16 protein-coding genes are annotated in these 17,800 nt (G+C 57.9%); 7 read left to right on the forward strand and 9 right to left on the reverse strand.

The window, feature by feature from the left end:
- The first annotated feature begins 1 nt into the window (after window position 1).
- Entirely contained in the window at window positions 2-913 is a 912-nt protein-coding gene (gsiD, locus tag ACUW6V_RS05900; RefSeq protein WP_012125259.1) for a glutathione ABC transporter permease GsiD, read from the forward strand.
- Window positions 914-1,235: 322 nt separating this feature from the next.
- Here the strand turns inward: gsiD and rimO are convergent, their stop codons facing one another.
- On the reverse strand, window positions 1,236-2,561 hold the full coding sequence (rimO, locus tag ACUW6V_RS05905) for a 30S ribosomal protein S12 methylthiotransferase RimO (RefSeq protein WP_032990082.1): 1,326 nt from the start codon (window positions 2,559-2,561) through the stop codon (window positions 1,236-1,238).
- Between the two features lie 171 nt (window positions 2,562-2,732).
- Here rimO and ACUW6V_RS05910 point away from each other — a divergent pair, with 171 nt between their 5' ends.
- Entirely contained in the window at window positions 2,733-3,845 is a 1,113-nt protein-coding gene (locus ACUW6V_RS05910) for a PQQ-dependent sugar dehydrogenase (protein WP_426383283.1), read from the forward strand.
- Here the strand turns inward: ACUW6V_RS05910 and ACUW6V_RS05915 are convergent, their stop codons facing one another.
- Entirely contained in the window at window positions 3,846-4,472 is a 627-nt protein-coding gene (locus ACUW6V_RS05915) for a glutathione S-transferase family protein (RefSeq protein WP_004388117.1), read from the reverse strand.
- Between the two features lie 246 nt (window positions 4,473-4,718).
- Between ACUW6V_RS05915 and dacC the strand changes: the two genes are divergently transcribed.
- On the forward strand, window positions 4,719-5,930 hold the full coding sequence (gene dacC / locus ACUW6V_RS05920) for a serine-type D-Ala-D-Ala carboxypeptidase (protein WP_004388116.1): 1,212 nt from the start codon (window positions 4,719-4,721) through the stop codon (window positions 5,928-5,930).
- A 27-nt stretch (window positions 5,931-5,957) separates the two neighbouring features.
- On the opposite strand, the gene deoR is transcribed toward dacC, so the two are convergent.
- From deoR to ACUW6V_RS05935, 3 genes are all read right to left on the reverse strand, one after another.
- Entirely contained in the window at window positions 5,958-6,722 is a 765-nt protein-coding gene (gene deoR, locus ACUW6V_RS05925; RefSeq protein ID WP_038881122.1) for a DNA-binding transcriptional repressor DeoR, read from the reverse strand.
- A 79-nt stretch (window positions 6,723-6,801) separates the two neighbouring features.
- A complete protein-coding gene (gene ybjG, locus ACUW6V_RS05930; RefSeq protein WP_007901377.1) occupies window positions 6,802-7,395 on the reverse strand; it encodes an undecaprenyl-diphosphate phosphatase in 594 nt (197 codons plus the stop codon).
- Window positions 7,392-8,132 (reverse strand): phosphatase PAP2 family protein, encoded by a 741-nt coding sequence (locus tag ACUW6V_RS05935; protein ID WP_032976349.1) that lies wholly within the window; start codon window positions 8,130-8,132, stop codon window positions 7,392-7,394. The genes ybjG and ACUW6V_RS05935 overlap by 4 nt, the downstream gene beginning before the upstream one ends.
- 166 nt (window positions 8,133-8,298) lie before the next feature.
- Between ACUW6V_RS05935 and ACUW6V_RS05940 the strand changes: the two genes are divergently transcribed.
- Window positions 8,299-9,531: an MFS transporter gene (locus tag ACUW6V_RS05940; RefSeq protein WP_007848758.1), complete on the forward strand. Its 1,233-nt coding sequence runs from the start codon at window positions 8,299-8,301 to the stop codon at window positions 9,529-9,531.
- A 33-nt stretch (window positions 9,532-9,564) separates the two neighbouring features.
- On the opposite strand, the gene ACUW6V_RS05945 is transcribed toward ACUW6V_RS05940, so the two are convergent.
- Window positions 9,565-10,377 carry a Cof-type HAD-IIB family hydrolase gene (locus ACUW6V_RS05945; protein WP_054625813.1) on the reverse strand — a complete coding sequence of 271 codons (813 nt, stop codon included), beginning with the start codon at window positions 10,375-10,377 and terminating at the stop codon, window positions 9,565-9,567.
- Between the two features lie 180 nt (window positions 10,378-10,557).
- Between ACUW6V_RS05945 and ACUW6V_RS05950 the strand changes: the two genes are divergently transcribed.
- Window positions 10,558-12,009, forward strand: a complete 1,452-nt coding sequence (locus tag ACUW6V_RS05950) for a flagellin N-terminal helical domain-containing protein (RefSeq protein ID WP_454038125.1) — start codon at window positions 10,558-10,560, stop codon at window positions 12,007-12,009.
- Here the strand turns inward: ACUW6V_RS05950 and ACUW6V_RS05955 are convergent.
- A complete protein-coding gene (locus ACUW6V_RS05955) occupies window positions 12,002-13,228 on the reverse strand; it encodes an MFS transporter (RefSeq protein ID WP_007848770.1) in 1,227 nt (408 codons plus the stop codon). The two genes, ACUW6V_RS05950 and ACUW6V_RS05955, sit on opposite strands and share 8 nt — an antisense overlap.
- Before the next feature lie 103 nt (window positions 13,229-13,331).
- Between ACUW6V_RS05955 and ACUW6V_RS05960 the strand changes: the two genes are divergently transcribed.
- Complete coding sequence (locus ACUW6V_RS05960; protein ID WP_004385784.1) at window positions 13,332-13,877, forward strand: TetR/AcrR family transcriptional regulator; 546 nt, start codon at window positions 13,332-13,334, stop codon at window positions 13,875-13,877.
- A gap of 116 nt (window positions 13,878-13,993) precedes the next feature.
- On the opposite strand, the gene ACUW6V_RS05965 is transcribed toward ACUW6V_RS05960, so the two are convergent.
- Entirely contained in the window at window positions 13,994-14,722 is a 729-nt protein-coding gene (locus tag ACUW6V_RS05965; protein ID WP_054624851.1) for a DUF6216 family protein, read from the reverse strand.
- Between the two features lie 649 nt (window positions 14,723-15,371).
- Entirely contained in the window at window positions 15,372-17,054 is a 1,683-nt protein-coding gene (locus ACUW6V_RS05970; RefSeq protein ID WP_004385782.1) for an aspartate:alanine antiporter, read from the reverse strand.
- A 292-nt stretch (window positions 17,055-17,346) separates the two neighbouring features.
- On the opposite strand from ACUW6V_RS05970, the gene ybjM reads away from it, so the two are divergent.
- Window positions 17,347-17,724 carry an inner membrane protein YbjM gene (gene ybjM / locus ACUW6V_RS05975; RefSeq protein ID WP_032990036.1) on the forward strand — a complete coding sequence of 126 codons (378 nt, stop codon included), beginning with the start codon at window positions 17,347-17,349 and terminating at the stop codon, window positions 17,722-17,724.
- The last annotated feature ends 76 nt before the right edge of the window (window positions 17,725-17,800 follow it).

A 17,800-nucleotide genomic window follows, 5' to 3' on the forward strand; every position in this document is an offset into this window, starting at 1 on the left:
GATGCGACTTTTCAACTGGCGCCGACAGGCGATTTTAAACGGCCTGCCTACTGTTCGCCCGCACCAGACGCGCACGCCGTGGCATGAGTTCTGGCATCGTCTGAAGCGCCAGCCGGTGGCGCTGGTGGCGGGCGGTTTTGTGCTACTGCTTATCGCGCTGGCGCTGTTCGCGCCGTGGATTGCGCCGTTCGACGCCGAAAACTATTTCGATTATGACCGCCTGAATGAAGGACCGTCGATGGTGCACTGGTTCGGTGTCGATTCGCTGGGGCGCGATATTTTCAGCCGCGTGATTGTCGGCGCGCGGATTTCGCTCGCCGCCGGGGTGTTTGCGGTGCTGACGGGCGCGATTATCGGTACTGTGCTGGGGCTGCTGGCGGGCTTTTACGAAGGCTGGTGGGACCGCGTGATTATGCGCATCTGTGACGTGCTGTTCGCCTTCCCGGGCATTTTGCTCGCCATCGCCGTAGTGGCGGTAATGGGCAGCGGGATGGCGAACGTCATTATCGCCGTGGCGATATTCAGTATCCCGGCCTTTGCTCGCCTGGTGCGCGGCAATACGCTGGTGCTGAAGCACCAGACGTTTATTGAATCGGCGCGCAGTATCGGTGCGTCTGATGCCACCATTCTGTTCCGGCATATCCTGCCGGGCACGGTGTCGTCGATTGTGGTCTATTTCACCATGCGTATCGGCACGTCGATTATCTCCGCCGCCAGTTTGTCGTTTCTGGGGCTTGGCGCGCAGCCGCCGACGCCGGAGTGGGGAGCGATGTTGAACGAGGCCCGCGCGGACATGGTGATGGCCCCGCACGTGGCGATTTTCCCGAGCCTTGCGATTTTCCTGACGGTGCTGGCGTTTAATCTGTTGGGCGACGGGCTGCGCGACGCGCTGGATCCGAAGATTAAGGGGTAGTGCGGGAAAATGATGGGTGTGTGTCGGGATGGCGGGTGTGCTTGCGCTTACCCGCCCTACGGGACAGGTGGGTTGTGAATGGCGGGTGCGCACGCTTACCCGCTCTTCGGGACAGGTTGGTTGTGAATGGCGGGTGCGCACGCTTACCCGCCCTACGGCCAGGTTGGTTGTGAATGGCGGGTGCGCACGCTTGCCCGCCCTACGGGACAGGTTGATTGTATGTAGGGCGGGTAAGCGAAGCGCACCCGCCGTTATCACCATGCACCCGCCATAAAAAAGGCTGCCACCGGCAGCCTTTTCACGTTAACGGCGCGCAGAAACCTTATATCAGGCTTCCCCACAGATCATACTCGTCGGCGTTCTCCACCTTCACGCGCACCACATCGCCCGGCTTCAGTTTGGTTTCACCGTTCAGGTACACCGCGCCGTCGATTTCCGGGGCGTCCGCCATGCTGCGGCCAATCGCGCCTTCCTCGTCCACTTCATCTATAATGACCAGGATCTCGCGGCCCACCTTCTCCTGCAGACGCTCGGCGGAAATCTGCTGCTGCAACGCCATAAAGCGATTCCAGCGCTCTTCTTTCACCTCTTCCGGCACCTGATCCGGCAGATCGTTGGCGGTGGCGCCTTCAACCGGGCTGTATTTAAAGCAGCCCACGCGATCCAGACGCGCCTCTTTCAGGAAATCGAGCAGCATCTGGAAATCGTCTTCGGTTTCGCCAGGGAAGCCGACGATAAACGTCGAGCGCAGGGTCAGCTCCGGGCAGATCTCGCGCCACTGCTTGATGCGCGCCAGCTGGCGGTCTACCGAGCCTGGACGCTTCATCAGCTTCAGAATCCGCGGGCTGGCGTGTTGCAACGGGATATCCAGATACGGCAGGATTTTGCCTTCTGCCATCAGTGGGATCACATCGTCCACGTGCGGGTACGGGTAGACGTAATGCAGACGCACCCAGACGCCGAGCTTCGCGAGCTGTTCGCACAGGCTCACCATGCTGGTTTTGACCGGGGAGCCGTTCCAGAAGCCGGTGCGGTGTTTCACGTCCACGCCGTAAGCGGAGGTGTCCTGCGAAATCACCAGCAGCTCTTTAACGCCCGCTTCCACCAGACGTTTCGCCTCGGCCAGCACGTCGCCAATCGGGCGGCTATCGAGATCGCCGCGCATCGACGGGATAATGCAGAAGGTGCAGCGATGGTTGCAGCCTTCGGAAATTTTCAGGTAGGCGTAGTGGCGCGGCGTCAGCTTCACACCCTGTTCCGGCACGAGGCTCAGAAACGGGTTGTGCTTCGGCTTCGGCACATAGTGATGAACATGTTGCAGCACCTGCTCGTAGCTGTGCGGCCCGGTGATCTCCAGCACTTTCGGGTGCACTTCGCGGATCTGATCTTCTTTCGCGCCGAGACAGCCGGTGACAATCACCTTGCCGTTTTCATTCAGCGCCTCGCCGATCGCCTCCAGCGACTCCTGCACCGCGCTGTCGATAAACCCGCAGGTGTTGACGATAACCATATCGGCGTCGTCATAGCGTGGCACCACGTCATAACCTTCGGTGCGAAGCTCAGTCAGGATGCGTTCAGAGTCCACCAGGTTTTTTGGGCAGCCCAGCGAAACGAAGCCGATCTTTGGCTGCTGCATTACATTGCTCATAGGTCAAAAATTCATCATTTATGGAGTTATCAGGGCGGGGATTTTACAGAGGTTGGTGGGAAATTTGTACTGGTATCTTGCCCTTCGCGCGATGTTAAAGATTATGTAAAAGTCCGCCGGGCCGTTCTGCGGCTGGCTACCCTTAATCGGGACTGCCATAAGGAGAACGCCATGCCGCTACGCTCGCCACATTTACTCGCTCTGTTGCTCGTTGTGAGCGCCTCCGCCGCCGCGCTGCCTGCAAAGGTGGATGTGCTTGCCGATAATCTCGAAAACCCGTGGTCGCTGGCGTTTCTGCCGGATAACCAGGGCATGCTGATAACGCTTCGCGGCGGCGAGCTGAAACGCTGGCAGTCGGGCAAAGGGCTTTCCGCCGCCATCTCCGGCGTGCCGACGGTCTGGCATCAGGGGCAGGGCGGCCTGCTGGATGTGGTGCTGGCGCCCGATTTTAACGAGAGCCGCCGCGTCTGGTTGAGTTACGCTGAAGGCGGCAGCGACGGTAAAGCGGGCACTGCGGTCGGCTACGGGCGGCTTAGCGATGATATGCAGCGGCTGGAAAATTTTAAGGTCGTGTTCCGCCAGCAGCCGAAGCTCTCGGTCGGCAACCATTTTGGCGGGCGTATGGCGTTTGACGGTAAAGGCCATCTGTTCATTGCGCTTGGCGAAAACAACCAGCGCCCGACGGCGCAGGATCTCGATAAGCTTCAGGGCAAAGTGGTGCGTCTTACGGAAAACGGCGACGTGCCGAAGGATAACCCGTTTGTCGGCAAACAGGGCGTGCGCCCGGAGATCTGGTCTTACGGCATTCGCAACCCGCAGGGGCTGGCGCTCAACCCCTGGAGCCAGACGATATGGCTTAACGAGCACGGCCCGAAAGGCGGCGATGAAATTAATATTCCCGAAGCGGGCAAAAACTACGGCTGGCCGCTCGCCACCTGGGGCATCAATTACAGCGGCGAGCCTATTCCGGAGGCCAAAGGCGGCGAAGCGCCGGGCACCGAGCAGCCGCTGTTCTACTGGAAAGTCTCGCCCGCGGTGAGCGGCATGGCGTTTTATAACGCCGATAAATTTCCGCAGTGGAAAAATAAGCTGTTTATCGGCGCGCTCAAGGAGCAGAACCTGATCCAGCTGTCGGTGAACGGCAATCAAGTGACGGAAGATGGCCGACTGCTGGAGAAAGAGAATAAACGCATTCGCGACGTGCGCGTCGGGCCGGACGGCTTTCTGTATGTGCTGACCGACGAAACCGACGGTCAGCTGCTGAAAGTCAGCCCGGCGTCGTGATCAGCTCACCGGGATCATCACGATATTGCGAAACGCCGGGCGTTCGGTGAGCTGCTGATACCAGCGCTCCAGGTGCGGGCGCGGCGTCCACTCGATGCCAACGTTAAAGAGATTATAGATGTGCGGGGCAGGGGCCATATCGGCGATGCCGAACGCGTCGCCGGAGAGCCACGGGGTTTTCGCCAGTTCGGCGTCAAGAATGGCGAACAGCGCATCGCACTGCTTTTTGCTCTCTTCAATCAGCGCCGGGTCGCGCTGCTCGGGCGGCGTGCGCACCAGGCTGAAGACGACGCCGCGATGCGGCGCAGGCAGCGTGCTGATGGCCCAGTCCATCCACTTTTCGCCGCGGGCGCGCTCAACGGGGCTTTCCAGCCACAGACGGCCCTGGCCATACTGCGCTGCCAGATAACGCACAATGGTGTTGGATTCCCACAGCACCAGGCCGGTTTCATCGTCGCGCAGGCACGGCACCAGCCCGTTCGGGTTCATCTCCAGATAATCCGCGTCGTGGTTAATGCCATATTTGCCGCCCGCCGGAATGCGGTTGTACGGCAGCTCCAGCTCTTCCAGACACCACAGCACCTTCTTCACGTTAGTGGAATTTTCTCGACCCCATACGGTAATCATATCTTGCTCCTTTGCAGATGAACGATGCCGCGGCGACGGCGCGCCACGAAGATATTCCATGGTGGAATAATCCCCGCGCTTTCGCAACTGCCTGAAAATGCCGTGTCACTTTGTGACCGGAAAGTGAAACTTTAAAAACTTTACCCCCGTGCTGTTTCATTGATGGCGTTTGTGCGTTATTACTCATCTTTTCACCGATACGGTTGATTTGTAGTAGTTTCTGGAATGGATATTCAGGTGGCTCTTATGACCTCATTCTCACGCTCCGGCGCTCGTCGCGTGCTGGCTCTCTCAGGCGCGTTTCTGTTGATTTCTCTCTCCACCGCCCACGCGGCCGACCCGATTGCGCCCGCCGCGCCAGAGGTCGACGCCCGCGCCTGGATCCTGATGGACTATCACAGCGGCAAAGTGCTGGCAGAAGGCAACGCGGATGAAAAACTCGATCCGGCAAGCCTCACCAAACTGATGACCAGCTATGTGGTCGGCCAGGCGCTCAAGGCGGGGAAAATTCATCTCGATGATAAAGTGACCGTCGGCAAAGACGCCTGGGCGACCGGCAACCCGGCGCTGCGCGGCTCGTCGCTGATGTTCTTAAAACCCGGCGATCAGGTGTCGGTGGCCGATCTCAACAAAGGCGTGATTATTCAGTCCGGCAATGACGCCAGTATTGCTATCGCCGATTATGTGGCGGGCAGCCAGGACGCGTTTGTCAGCCTGATGAACGGCTACGCCAAACGCCTGGGGCTGACTAACACGACCTTTAAAACGGTCCACGGCCTCGATGCGCCGGGGCAGTTCAGCACCGCGCGCGATATGGCGCTGCTCGGCAAGGCGCTGATCCACGACGTGCCGGATGAATACGCCATTCATAAAGAGAAAGAGTTTACGTTCAATAAAATCCGCCAGCCGAACCGCAACCGCCTGTTGTGGAGCAGCAGCATGAACGTCGACGGAATGAAAACCGGCACTACGGCGGGCGCGGGCTATAACCTGGTCGCCTCGGCGACGCAGGGCGATATGCGCCTGATCTCGGTTGTGCTGGGCGCGAAAACCGACGGCATTCGCTTTCGCGAATCGGAAAAACTGCTGACCTGGGGCTTCCGCTTCTTTGAAACCGTCACGCCGATTAAGCCGGATGCCGCGTTCGTTAACCAGCGCGTCTGGTTTGGCGACAGCAGCGAAGTGAAACTCGGCGCGGGCGAGGCGGGTTCTGTGACGATCCCCAAAGGCCAGCTGAAAAACCTCAAAGCCACCTATACGCTCAATTCGCCGCAGCTTACCGCGCCGCTGAAACAGGGTCAGGTGGTGGGCACTATCGATTTTCAGCTTAACGGCAAGAGCATCGAGCAGCGCCCGCTGGTGGTCATGGAAGCGGTAAATGAAGGCGGCTTCTTCAGCCGGATGTGGGATTTCGTGCTGATGAAATTCCATCAGTGGTTCGGGAGCTGGTTCTCGTAACCTCACGCTCCCGACTTACGGGAGCGTTTACCACATCACGCTGACGTTCGCCGCCTGCGCCCAGGCGATAAACGCGTCGTCGGGCATCCGGTCGGTCGTGATGGTATCAAACGCCTCAAGCGGCCCCATACAGGCGGGCCGCACTTGCCCAAATTTGCTGTGGTCCGCCACGATCACGTGACGCTGGGCCATCTCCAGCGCCCAGTGTTTCACCGGCAGTTCGTCGAGATTAAAACAGGTCGCGCCATACTGGGGATGCACGCCCGCTGCCGAAAAAAAGGCGATATCGGGGCAGAGATTGCGCAGCGTTTCCTGGAAATTGAGCGGCTTGAAAATCGCGTTGCTCGCGTGGAATTCGCCGCCGCAAAGGATAACGCGGCAGTGCGGTTTCTCCTGAAGCGCCAGAAAGGTGTTGAGCGAATAGCAGATGCCGGTGAAGGGCAGGGCGTCGTCGAGTGCGTCGATGACCCACGGCGTGGTGGTGCCACAGTCGAAAAAAAGCGTCTGGTGCGGGCGGGCAAGCGACGCCGCGAGCGCGGCCGCGTGGCGTTTCTCCTCCACCAGCCGGGTCTGTTCATCGCTTAACAGGTAGCGGCTTACCGCCACGCCGCGCGGCTCCAGCACAATGTAGCCGCCAAGCAGCGTGACCGGCGCGTCATTACCCTGCAGGTCGCGGCGAATGGTCATCTCCGAGACGCCAAGTAGCGCCGCCGCCTCTTTGAGATGCATTTTATCCTGTCGCTTTAGTGCCTGTAGCAGTTGCGCCAGTCGCTCATCACGCCGCGTTTCCATAGTTCCTCTTGCTCAACCCGGCACCACGCCCGTCGCGCGGTGCCTGAAAAGTCGTGCAATCTTACCTGTGGACCTGCGGTTAGTCACGCACCCAGCCTTTACGGATGGGCAGCGCGAAGCAGAGACGATAGAGCTGGCGCAGCGTGCGGTACAGCGGTTCGCCAAGCGGTGCCCAGAGGATCTGCGCGCTCAGACAAGCGAGCATCGCCACCAGCAGACCGCCCGCCATATCGAGCGGCCAGTGGACGCCCAGATAGACGCGCGACCATGCAATCGCGCAGGCGACGGCCATTAACAGCGCGCCAGACCAGACGCGGTGCCAGAAGAGAAACGCCAGCGCGAAGGTGAAAATCACGGTGCCGTGATCGCTGGGATAGGAGTCGTCAGGCGCGTGCGGCAGGAACTGATGACCGAGTCCGACCACAAACGGGCGCGGATGCGGAAACAAATGACCCGCAAGCCAGGAGACGGCGAGGCTGATGAGCAGCGCCAGCGCGAACTTCACCACCAGCCTGCGCTCGGTCGGACGCCAGAGCCACAGTACCACCGGCAGCAGCGGCACAATCGAGATAAGATCGCGCGCGATAAACGTCGCCAGCGCGATAAGCCAGCCCGGCGACGCGGGCGTCGCGTTAATTTGCAAAAACAGAAATTGATTCAACGCTTCCATCATAGGGTTGCGGGTTCCTTATTCATCAATGTGGTGGTCACGCCCCACGTCACCACCTGCGTGAGCCACACCCACCAGCCTGCCCACAGGTTATGGGTGAAGAAATGCGCGCCGCGCATCACCTGGCCGAAGCCCATCGCGAGCCCGAGCGCAATGCCCGCCGCCAGCGCCAGCCGGGCGTATCCCGGATGCTCGCGCTTAAGGCCGAACCAGAGGCCCATCACCATAAAGCCGCTGGAGGCGTGGCCGCCAGGAAAACACCGACCAGGGCCGCTGCCGTCCGGTACCGCGCCAAAAAGCGGATAGGAGAGCGCCTTTCCGCCATACTCAACAAGATCCCACGGACAGCTGTGATGGCTGGTGGCCTTCAGGATGCCGACGACGGCAGCGCCAAGACCCATCAGCACTGCGACCATCATCCAGCGCGGATGGCGACGAATCACGCCATACAGCAGGCTCCCGACGGCGACCGCGATGGCGCAATATTTGGCGAGCCGGTGATTGAGCAGATCAAGCCAGTGGTTGTCCTGCCAGGGAAAATTCCCTGCCGCGGCGTCAAACCACATCTGCGTCAGCCAGCGGTCCAGCGTTTCGGTGCGTGAAAGCCAGGTGAACAGCACGCCCAGCGCCGTTAACAGCGCAAGCTGACCAACATAAAAGCGCACGGGCAGGGAATAAAGGGAGATTGTCTTATTTATCCGGGGCCTGGCGGGCCAGAAAAGCGGAGATAAAGTACGCATCGCGGCGTCATCCGGAAGCTGAAAAGGGCCAGCATAAAGCGGCTAACTTAAGAAAACCTTAAACAATCGGGCGAAAGGCGCGCCACGCCGGTTTGTCGCACATAATTCACTATCGCGCGGCGCGGCAATTCATTACACTTTGCGCGATTTTATTGATGGATGACTCATGCAAACTCACGCAAACCGAACCGGACGTCTCGGACGCCAGGCGCTGCTGTTCCCGCTCTGCCTGGTGCTCTACGAATTCTCGACTTATATCGGCAACGACATGATCCAGCCGGGCATGCTCGCGGTCGTCGAACAGTATCAGGCGGGCGTCGAATGGGTGCCCACCTCTATGACCGCCTATCTCGCGGGCGGCATGTTTTTACAGTGGCTGCTCGGCCCGCTCTCTGACCGTATCGGCAGACGCCCGGTGATGCTGGCGGGCGTGGCGTGGTTTATCGTCACCTGTCTTGCCACGTTGCTCGCCCGGGACATTGAACAGTTCACCGTGCTGCGCTTTTTGCAGGGCATCAGCCTGTGCTTTATCGGCGCGGTGGGTTATGCCGCGATTCAGGAGTCGTTTGAAGAGGCGGTGTGTATCAAAATCACCGCGTTAATGGCGAACGTCGCGCTTATCGCGCCGCTGCTGGGGCCGCTCGTCGGGGCTGCCTGGGTACACGCCGCGCCCTGGGAGATGATGTTTGTGCTTTTCGCCGTGCTGGCGGCCATCTCGTTCTTTGGCCTGTGGCGCGCTATGCCGGAGACGGCCACGCGGCTTGGCGAGAAGCTGTCGCTGCGTGAACTGGGCCGTGACTATAAAGCCGTGCTGAAAAACCTGCGCTTTGTGTCCGGGGCGCTGGCGATAGGTTTTGTCAGCCTGCCGCTGCTGGCGTGGATTGCGCAGTCGCCGGTCATTATCATCAGCGGCGAGCAGATGAGCACCTATGAATATGGCCTGTTGCAGGTGCCGATTTTCGGCGCGCTGATCATCGGCAACCTGGTGCTGGCGAAGCTCACCGCCCGGCGCTCCGTGCGCTCGCTGATTGTGATGGGCGGCTGGCCGATGATGTTCGGGCTGGCGCTGGCGGCGCTCGCCACGGTGATTTCATCGCACGCGTACCTCTGGATGACGGCGGGGCTCAGCATCTACGCTTTCGGCATCGGCATTGCTAACGCGGGCCTGGTGCGCCTGACGCTCTTTGCCAGCGACATCAGCAAAGGCACCGTCTCGGCGGCGATGGGCATGTTGCAGATGACCATTTTCACGGTGGGTATCGAAATCAGTAAACACGCCTGGCTTGGCGGCGGCAACGCGCTGTTTAACCTGTTTAACTTCGCAAGCGGCCTCCTGTGGCTGGGCCTGATGGTGATTTTCCTGAAGGACAAAACCGTCGGCACCCGCCCGGAAGCGTAACGCAAAACGCGACGGCCCGCCCGGGCCGTCGTCTCAGGCGAACGGCGCGTCGCCGTTCAGCACCTTGTCGATAACATCCAGTACACCATCCTGATTATTGGCTGGCGCACGATAGCGCGCGACCTTGTGAATCGCCTCCGGCGCGTTGTCCATCGCGAACCCAAACCCCGCGTGGCGCAGCATCTCGACATCATTGCCGCCGTCGCCAAACGCCACGACCTCGCTGTCTGCAATGCCCCAGCGCTGTTGCAGCATCTGAATGCCGTTGGCTTTGTGAAGCCCCGGAATGATGAGATCGATAGAGCCGTGGCCGCTGGAGACCGGCACCACAATGCCTTCAAACGCCTCGGTCAGTTCGTCCATTCTTTTTAGCAGCTGGATATCCGGCAGGTTGAGCGCGAATTTAAAGAAAATGTCCCGCGCGTCGTGCAGGTCGTCGACAAAATCCAGGCGGTGATAGTAGCGCGCCGCCATGTTTTTGAAGCGCTCATCGTAGCGCTTAAGCGTGTAGCCGCTGTTTTTTCCGCAGGCGATAATCTCTAAATCGTCGAGCGTCATCAGGTGGTCAATGACGTAACGATACTCGTCATCGCTCAACTCGCCGTTAAAGACATCTTCGCCTTCGCATACCACCCACGCGCCGTTTTCCGCCACGAAGGCGATGTCGTCGGCGATGTCCGGAAAAAACGACGTCAGTTGGTAGTATTGGTTGCCACTCGCCACCACAAAACGGATGCCGCGGGCTTTCATTTCGGCGTACTGCTTAAGAAAACGCTCGCGGTGATAGGTTTTGTCGTCGCGTAAAAACGTGCCGTCCATATCCACGGCGATTAACTTAACTGTCATAAACGCTCCTTAAGGATTTACCAGGCCGGACGCGGTAAAAGTGCGGATAATGGCCTGTTAACATAAGCTGTGGTTATTAAAAGGATTTTCACTTAATTCAAATTTACACCTAAAGCTAAACTGCCTGGGGGCCGATAGTAGCCTTGTTAACGACTCTCCGATGTGCGAAACGGCAACCCTATGGCGACTATCTTCAACAACCTGATGTCCGGCAATGTCCTGACGCAGCAGAAAAAAACGGCCGCTAGCTTAAGCCAGTCCATCGAGCGGCTCTCATCCGGCATGCGCATTAACAGCGCGAAGGACGACGCTGCCGGGCAGGCTATTGCCAACCGTATGTCTGCCACGCTCAGGGCGAATGACGTGGCCTCGCGCAGCATGAACGACGGGATAAGCCTCTCTCAGAGGGCCGAGGGCGCGCTTTCTGAAGTCACCGATCTGCTGACGCGCGCAAAATCGCTGGCGGTGCAGTCCGCAACCGGCACGCTGGACGCAAGCGATCGCGCGGCGATCTCCGCTGAATTCAGCGAGATCAAAGCGCAGATAGACGCCATTTCCACAGGGACGACGATTTTCGGCAAATATCCGCTGGCGCCCGCGGCATCCTCGCCACCGCCCGCGTCGCAGCTCGGCAATATTCCGTCTATTAACCAGCGCTTCCCGGTGCCGGGCCAGCAATACACCTTTACTTCCGGGCTGGTGCCGCTGGCCTATATTCCGGCTGGCGCGACCGGCATTACGCTGACGATTAACTCGGGCTGGATGGATGACGATATCCAGCTGTTCAGCCGTGATGGCAGCCATCTCGTCGGTACGCCGGTGAATGGCCCCACGCGCGACTTCACCTGGACGAATAACGGCGTGAACAGCACCGCGACGGCGAATACCAAAATCATCTCCACCGATAACGGTTTTTTGCCGGGTGCCAGCTACAGCGACGCGAACCTGACACAGGGGCCGCCCACTTACAACGTGAACGGCGGCGCGGTGAAGCAGTACAATGGCATGACCATCACCTACAGTGGTGACGGCGACCGCTACGAGACGCCCGCGACAGGATGGGCCAACAACGGCACGGTGTCGCCGGGTGATTATCTGGAGCGTTTGTCCATTGATAAGGTGACGGAAGATGTGATCATCATGGTGGTGGGCAACGGCTCGTTTTACGGCCAGATGACCTGGACCAAACTGCCGAAACCAACCGATCCGCCGGATAACGGGCCGGTCAGCACCGATACGGATATCGTGATGAGCGCCGACTACGGCGAGGCGGTGCAGTATAAAACCATTCCCGGCACGCCTTCGGACACCAAAACGCTCGGCCTTGATACCGCGCGGCTTGATAATCAGCAGAGCGCGTCGCAGGCGATAGACGCCATCGATCATGCGATCGATACCGTAAGCGCGTATCGCGGCACTTACGGGAGTCTGGTGAATACGTTCGATTCGGCGAAGGCCGGGCTGGCGCAGGATACCGCCGCCACGACCGCCGCGCGCAGCCGCATCGAAGACGCGGATTTCGCGCAGGAGGCGAGCAACCTCAGCCGGACGCAGATCCTGCAACAGGCCGGGGACGCCGTGCTGGCGCAGGCGAACCAGCAGGCGCAGAACGTGCTCTCGCTTCTTAAATAACGTCACGCGCCTGCCCGGAGGCTGACTCATCCGGTGTCGCAGGTTTCGCCACCGCACGCGCCACCACCGCCGCCAGCGCCACCAGCGTTAATACCACCAGCATCGCGCTGCGTAATCCGTAATGTTCCCCCAGGAAGCCGAGTAACGGCGGGCCCACCAGGAAGGCGACATAGCCTGCCGTTGCCACCACGCTCACGCGCACCGGCGCATCCGGCCCGGTATCGCTCGCCGCCGAAATGGTCAGCGGGAAGCCGAGCGACGCGCCCAGACCCCACAGCAGCACCGACACGCTCGCGATAATCGGGTTATCAACAAAGATAATCAGCCCGATGCCGAGTGCGCCCATCATGGCGCTGGCGCGCACCACATTCACGCGACTGTAGCGGTCGATAAACCAGCCGCCAAAGAAGCGCCCAAGCGTCATGCCGAGCGTGAAACCGGCGTAGATCAGCGAGCCGGAAGTGGGGCTAAAACCGTGACCATCCACCATCAATAACGGCAGCCAGTCGTTGGCGGAGCCTTCGGCAAACGCCATCGCCAGGACAATCAGGCCAATCAGCAGCAACTGGGTATCTTTCCAGAACGGGATATGACCGGCAGGGCGCTGCTGGCGCGCCTCTTTCGCCTCTTTACCGACGCCGTAGGGAATAGCCCGCAGCCCGATAATAATCGGGATAATGGTGACCAGCGTGGCGATGGTCAAATGCAGATCGGCGCGAAAATGGAACGCCGTCAGGCTCAGGCCGATGCCTGCGCCAATCAGCGTGCCGAGGCTGTAAAAGCCGTGCATCATCGGCAGCACGGTTTTGTTCTGTAGCTGCTCGACCGTCGCGCCTTCCACATTGAGCGCCACTTCGGCGGAGCCCATCCCCGCGCCCAGCACCGCCAGCCCGCAGGCAAACAGCAGCGGCGAGGCGAGCCACAGCGCGAGCGCCATCAGCAACATGCCGATAACCCCAAGCGCCATGCCGTTGCGGATAACCGTATGTGTGCCGAGGCGCTTCACCAGCCAGCCGGAGCAGAGAATGCCGCTCATGGAACCAACCGAAAGCCCGAACAGCACGATGCCCATGCCGGCGGTGGAGACCGCCAGCACGTCACGAATGGACGGCGTGCGGGTCGCCCAGGAGGCCATCAGCAATCCTGGCAGAAAGAAAAACAGAAAGAGCGCCCACGTCCGGTGACGCAGCGCGGAAGAGTGATTCACGTCGGATGACATAGCCCATTCGCCTGGAGTGAAAAAGAAACCTTTAAAACGTAGCAAGGTTGTGTACATTTGTACACATACAGAAAATGCTTTTCCGGTTGAGAATTCGACACCCATGGCGACACGACAAAACGACCCGCAGCGCCGCGAGCGCATTCTGGAAGCGACGCTCGCCTGCATCGCCACGCACGGCTTTCATCATATTACGCACCGCAAAATCGCCCTTGAGGCAGGCGTGCCGCTGGGCTCCGTCACCTACTATTTCACTTCGCTGGAGGCATTGCTGGCCGAGGCGTTTACGCGTTTCGCCGAGAGCATGTCGCGCCAGTACCAGGCACTGATGGCACAGGCGCAGAGCCGCGAGGAAGCCTGCGAGGCATTAACGGCGCTGATTTGTGGCGCGCAGGTGACAACGCCTGAAAATATGGAGCTGATGTACCAGCTCTACGCCTACGCGAGCCGCCAGCCGCAACTCAAAATCATCATGCAGGACTGGATGCGCCGCAGCCAGCAGACGCTCGAAACCTGGTTCGACCCGGCGACCGCCCGCGCGCTTGATGCGTTTGTCGAAGGGATGACGCTGCACTACGTCGTTGACCGTGAGCCGCTGAAGGAGGCGGAGATCCGGGTAATAGTGTTGAGACTCGCCGGAGTCGATTAAATCCGCTTCAAAAATTAAGTGAGTCAAAAGGGAAAGTCTTATGTGCCTTTACATAATAACATTTTGGGTAACAAACAGGCGAAAATAGAAATGGGACGTTATTGATCGGCTTGTCACTATACATAGCTCAGCGCTTTATCATGCTCGCCGACAATATATTTTCTTAACTTTTTTGTGAAGTGGACATGTAGTATGGTGCCTAAGGTTATCCATAGCAAAATAAGCTCAGTGAAAGGCAGCATGACATATACAAATGTTTTTTCCTTCGGATAAACTTTTATCGAATTAGTCAGGTAACGCTGGCCTTCTTGCGTAAGAAAGAGATCGCAAATCCCTTTCTTTACTTCTGGTGATGGTAAGATACTTTGAGTGGCAACTCGGGTAATGTTCGAGGTACATTCGGCTTTACGCATACTCCACTTGCTTCTGGCAATAATGTTTGCCTGCCAGGCTGAATCGCGAGAAATATAAAAATATTCTCCGGTAGGCTTCCAGATAAGGAGGGTGTGCTCACCGGGAGTCTTAGCAGTGCGGATAACTACCGGAGCAGAAAAGCAAAAGGAACCGATAAAGAATAAAGCAAAGACACAAGGTAGGAACTTATCAAGTCTTTTGATTTCAGGTATCTTTTTTGTCGAAAGTGGGATCATAAAAAAACGTAATAAGGAAGAAGGTATACCTGCATTTTCGAGAGTTTTAGCTTCTCCTTCACGCGGTTTTACAAGCTTGCTTTTTATATTAATTAGGAGTTTAAATACTGTCCCGATGGCTGTTACCAGCGTGATAATTGTCGCAACCGGCGCATTGGTAAACTCTGTGCTTATCATCTCTGTAATCGAATGCATTTTTCTGAATCCTGTGCGTGCTTGCTGTTTTTTATTATCTTATTTTTAACAGGTATGACATGATTTGCAATAGTTGTGAAGAATACATTGGCGTTATTATTTGTATGTTGGGCTATAACTTGATGAGATTATGATATATGTGAAATTATACCAGAAAACGAGTGCATGCCTTTGTGGCATAATGATGAAGCGATGTCTTTTCTTCGTCATCGAATTAATAAGAGTGAAAGAGGAGAAAATAAAATCTGCTAATTATGTGCCTGCCCACTTAAAAAGTAGGAATGAATTAATATCGCTAAAAGAGTTGATGTCGGGGCAAGCTGCAGCTGGTCAGCAACCGCTTTGGTAACCTTTGGTCTCAGGATAGGGAGAATGGGATGCATGACAAGGTTGTCGGCATGTGTGCTGCCTTACATCCAGTTAGCCCGTTGATAGAACCAAAGTGTGGCTGGAGTCTGGGATGGGGCTTCGTAAAACTCAAATACCGCGCTGTCAGGAATTTCACCCAACAAAAAACCCATCAACCTTGAACCAAGATGGCGGGGTTGATGGGCTCCACAAAATGGGGACATCAAAGAAAAGCAGTGGCACTAATTGAGACTGATGCTTTTTCGAAAAGTTCGCGCCATCTGCAAAATTTCTCGTTTTTTTATGTGCCGGGCCAGATGATGACGATAAGCGTACCGGCAAGCGTCAGCAGCACGTTGGCTATCGCATAGGTGCCCGCGTAGCCGAGCGCCGGGATATTGCTGCGCGCGGTATCGCTGATGATCTCCATCGCCGGTGCGCAGGTGCGCGCGCCCATCATCGCACCGAACAGCAACGCGCGGTTCATGCGCAGCACATACGCGCCGAACAGGAAGCAAATCACCACCGGCAGCAGGCTCACTATCAAACCCGCAAACAGCATCTGGCCGCCCACAGCGCCGAGGCCGTGGCCGATGCCGCTGCCCGCGCTCAGGCCCACGCCTGCCATAAACACCATCAGGCCAAACTCTTTCACCATCATCAGCGCGCCCTGCGGGATATAGCCGAACGTCGGGTGGTTGGCGCGCAGGAAGCCGAGCATGATCCCGGCGAACAGCAGACCGGCGGCGTTACCGATACCGAAGCTGAACGAGCTGAACTGGAAAGTGATCATCCCGATCATCAGGCCGACAATAAAGAAGGCGCAGAAGGCGAGAAGATCAGTCACCTGGCTGTGAATGGAGATAAACCCGATGCGGTCGGCGATGGTTTTCACGCGCCGGGCGTCGCCGCTCACCTGTAAGACGTCGCCTTTGTTAAGGACGATGTTGTCGTCAATCGGCATCTCAATCTGGCTACGGATGACGCGGTTTAAGAAGCAGCCGTGGTCGGTGAGCTTGAGCTGGCCGAGACGGCGGCCCACCACGTTGTGGTTTTTGACCACGATTTCTTCAGTGACGATGCGCATGTCGAGCAGATCGCGGTCGAACACCTCTTTACCGTTGCGAAAGCTCGGGTCGAGGCGCGCGTGGGCATCCGGGTAACCTACCAGCGCAATCTCATCGCCCATCTGCAAGACCGCGTCGCCGTCCGGGCTCGCGAGAATGCCGTTGCGGCGAATACGCTCGATGTAACAGCCGGTCTGGCGGTAGATGCCGAGTTCACGCAAATTTTTGCCATCGGCCCAGGCGACCAGCTCCGGCCCCACGCGATAGGCGCGGATAACCGGCAGATAGACTTTGCGGTTGGCGTCGGTGTCGAGACCGCGCTCGCGCGCAATCTGCTGGGCGCTGGTTTGCAGATCCTGATGCTGGAGTTTCGGCAGGTAGCGCGCCCCGAAAATCAGGCTTACCAGCCCGATAAGGTACGTCAGCGCATAGCCGAGGCTCAGGTGATCCAGCGCCTGGGCAAGCTGTGCGCCTTCCATACCAGCGTGGCGTAATGTGTCGCCCGCGCCCACCAGCACGGGGGTGGAGGTCATTGAACCCGCCAGCATCCCGGCGGTCAGGCCGATATCCCAGCCGAACGCGCGGCCAAGCCCGAGCGCAATGAGCAGAGCGCTGCCGACCATGACCAGCGCCAGCATCAGATAATTCTTACCGTCGCGAAAGAAAATAGAAAAAAAGTTAGGGCCGGCTTCGACACCGACGCAAAAAATAAACAGCATAAAGCCGAGGTTAAGCGCGTCGGTGTTAATCGAAAAATGCTGCTGGCCTAATAATAATGAAACGACTAAAACGCCAATGGAATTACCCAGTTGCACAGAACCCAGGCGTAATTTACCAAGACACAGGCCGAGCGCCAGCACCACAAATAATAACAGGATGTAATTCCCGTTTAACAAATCTGCGACGTTTATATTCACGGAGGCTAACTTCTTGTTTACCAGTAAGTTGTTGAAAAGGAGAGGCTTCTGGGCTAGGATTTTGCTTATGTTTTACCGGAAGTGCGCTTTTTCCGGAGCCATTATTTCGTCTGCATAAGCTTTTAGCCGCCGCTAGTTTAATCGTTATGAATAGTATCGGCCAGCAAGAATATTCTATTACCCGCAGTTAATTATGAGGCACGGACTGCCGCCATGCTTTATCTGACTAAACATCCGCACCGGCGGAGAGGAGATCAGGTTGATACAGGCACTATCAGGGGGATATTTGTTGATGCGACGTCATAGCCGGGCTGCGACCGCCTGCTGTTTTATTCTGTTTCTGGCGGTATTCATGGCACAAAAAATGGTACCGGGTACGTTCGCGCCAGGTGCCGGATCGATGGATCTGGGGATTTTATCTTTTATGCTGCCCGGCGCGGTGGCGGGTGTTTGCGCCAGACGGGGCCGTGAACTTAAGCCGCTGGCAGGCGCGCTTATCGCCGCGCCGCTCTGCCTGGTGCTTTTGCATCTGTGGGGCGGGGAAGCGCGCTCCTTCTGGCAGGAACTGGCGTGGATTTTCAGCGCGCTGTTCTGGTGCTCTATCGGCTCGCTCTGTTGGCTGTTCCTGCTTACGCTGCGCCATCGCGGGGATAGCAGACGCCGGCTGTAACGGCCGGTTTCATTTTCGTTTCTTAACGCAACGTTCCGTTAACCGCCATCCGGCGCATTACGATTATACTGATGTG

Source organism: Cronobacter sp. 153480017-3 (genome assembly GCF_053627815.1).

Excerpts from the sequence above, each read along its gene's own strand:
- ACUW6V_RS05915 (WP_004388117.1), bottom strand. The coding sequence starts at position 4,472 with ATGATTACCGTATGGGGTCGAGAAAATTCCACTAACGTGAAGAAGGTG.
- rimO (WP_032990082.1), bottom strand. The coding sequence starts at position 2,561 with ATGAGCAATGTAATGCAGCAGCCAAAGATCGGCTTCGTTTCGCTGGGC.
- deoR (WP_038881122.1), bottom strand. The coding sequence starts at position 6,722 with ATGGAAACGCGGCGTGATGAGCGACTGGCGCAACTGCTACAGGCACTA.
- ybjM (WP_032990036.1), top strand. The coding sequence starts at position 17,347 with ATGCGACGTCATAGCCGGGCTGCGACCGCCTGCTGTTTTATTCTGTTT.
- ACUW6V_RS05960 (WP_004385784.1), top strand. The coding sequence starts at position 13,332 with ATGGCGACACGACAAAACGACCCGCAGCGCCGCGAGCGCATTCTGGAA.
- ACUW6V_RS05945 (WP_054625813.1), bottom strand. The coding sequence starts at position 10,377 with ATGACAGTTAAGTTAATCGCCGTGGATATGGACGGCACGTTTTTACGC.
- ACUW6V_RS05935 (WP_032976349.1), bottom strand. The coding sequence starts at position 8,132 with ATGCGTACTTTATCTCCGCTTTTCTGGCCCGCCAGGCCCCGGATAAAT.
- ACUW6V_RS05955 (WP_007848770.1), bottom strand. The coding sequence starts at position 13,228 with ATGTCATCCGACGTGAATCACTCTTCCGCGCTGCGTCACCGGACGTGG.
- ACUW6V_RS05950 (WP_454038125.1), top strand. The coding sequence starts at position 10,558 with ATGGCGACTATCTTCAACAACCTGATGTCCGGCAATGTCCTGACGCAG.
- ACUW6V_RS05965 (WP_054624851.1), bottom strand. The coding sequence starts at position 14,722 with ATGCATTCGATTACAGAGATGATAAGCACAGAGTTTACCAATGCGCCG.
- gsiD (WP_012125259.1), top strand. The coding sequence starts at position 2 with ATGCGACTTTTCAACTGGCGCCGACAGGCGATTTTAAACGGCCTGCCT.
- ybjG (WP_007901377.1), bottom strand. The coding sequence starts at position 7,395 with ATGATGGAAGCGTTGAATCAATTTCTGTTTTTGCAAATTAACGCGACG.
- ACUW6V_RS05910 (WP_426383283.1), top strand. The coding sequence starts at position 2,733 with ATGCCGCTACGCTCGCCACATTTACTCGCTCTGTTGCTCGTTGTGAGC.
- ACUW6V_RS05940 (WP_007848758.1), top strand. The coding sequence starts at position 8,299 with ATGCAAACTCACGCAAACCGAACCGGACGTCTCGGACGCCAGGCGCTG.
- dacC (WP_004388116.1), top strand. The coding sequence starts at position 4,719 with ATGACCTCATTCTCACGCTCCGGCGCTCGTCGCGTGCTGGCTCTCTCA.